General features: G+C 60.6%; 1 protein-coding gene. It reads left to right on the plus strand.

The window, feature by feature from the left end; genetic code table 11:
* Window positions 1-61 precede the first annotated feature (61 nt).
* Window positions 62-826, plus strand: a complete 765-nt coding sequence (locus QP140_RS09745) for an IS6-like element IS6100 family transposase (RefSeq protein WP_001389365.1) — start codon at window positions 62-64, stop codon at window positions 824-826.
* The last annotated feature ends 54 nt before the right edge of the window (window positions 827-880 follow it).

Here is an 880-nt window from a genome sequence, read left to right on the forward strand (position 1 = left end):
GGCTCTGTTGCAAAAATCGTGAAGCTTGAGCATGCTTGGCGGAGATTGGACGGACGGAACGATGACGGATTTCAAGTGGCGCCATTTCCAGGGTGATGTGATCCTGTGGGCGGTGCGCTGGTATTGTCGCTATCCGATCAGCTATCGCGACCTTGAGGAAATGCTGGCGGAACGCGGCATTTCGGTCGACCATACGACGATCTATCGCTGGGTCCAGTGCTACGCCCCGGAGATGGAGAAGCGGCTGCGCTGGTTCTGGCGGCGTGGCTTTGATCCGAGCTGGCGCCTGGATGAAACCTACGTCAAGGTGCGGGGCAAGTGGACCTACCTGTACCGGGCAGTCGACAAGCGGGGCGACACGATCGATTTCTACCTGTCGCCGACCCGCAGCGCCAAGGCAGCGAAGCGGTTCCTGGGCAAGGCCCTGCGAGGCCTGAAGCACTGGGAAAAGCCTGCCACGCTCAATACCGACAAAGCGCCGAGCTATGGTGCAGCGATCACCGAATTGAAGCGCGAAGGAAAGCTGGACCGGGAGACGGCCCACCGGCAGGTGAAGTATCTCAATAACGTGATCGAGGCCGATCACGGAAAGCTCAAGATACTGATCAAGCCGGTGCGCGGTTTCAAATCGATCCCCACGGCCTATGCCACGATCAAGGGATTCGAAGTCATGCGAGCCCTGCGCAAAGGACAGGCTCGCCCCTGGTGCCTGCAGCCCGGCATCAGGGGCGAGGTGCGCCTTGTGGAGAGAGCTTTTGGCATTGGGCCCTCGGCGCTGACGGAGGCCATGGGCATGCTCAACCACCATTTCGCAGCAGCCGCCTGATCGGCGCAGAGCGACAGCCTACCTCTGACTGCCGCCAATCTTTGCAACAGAGCC

The sequence above is a fragment of the Corynebacterium sp. UMB9976 genome (assembly GCF_030212265.1).
Lineage (GTDB): Bacteria > Actinomycetota > Actinomycetes > Mycobacteriales > Mycobacteriaceae > Corynebacterium.

Bases quoted from the DNA above. Each gene is read 5' to 3' on its own strand.
- QP140_RS09745 (WP_001389365.1), top strand. From the start codon at position 62: ATGACGGATTTCAAGTGGCGCCATTTCCAGGGTGATGTGATCCTGTGG.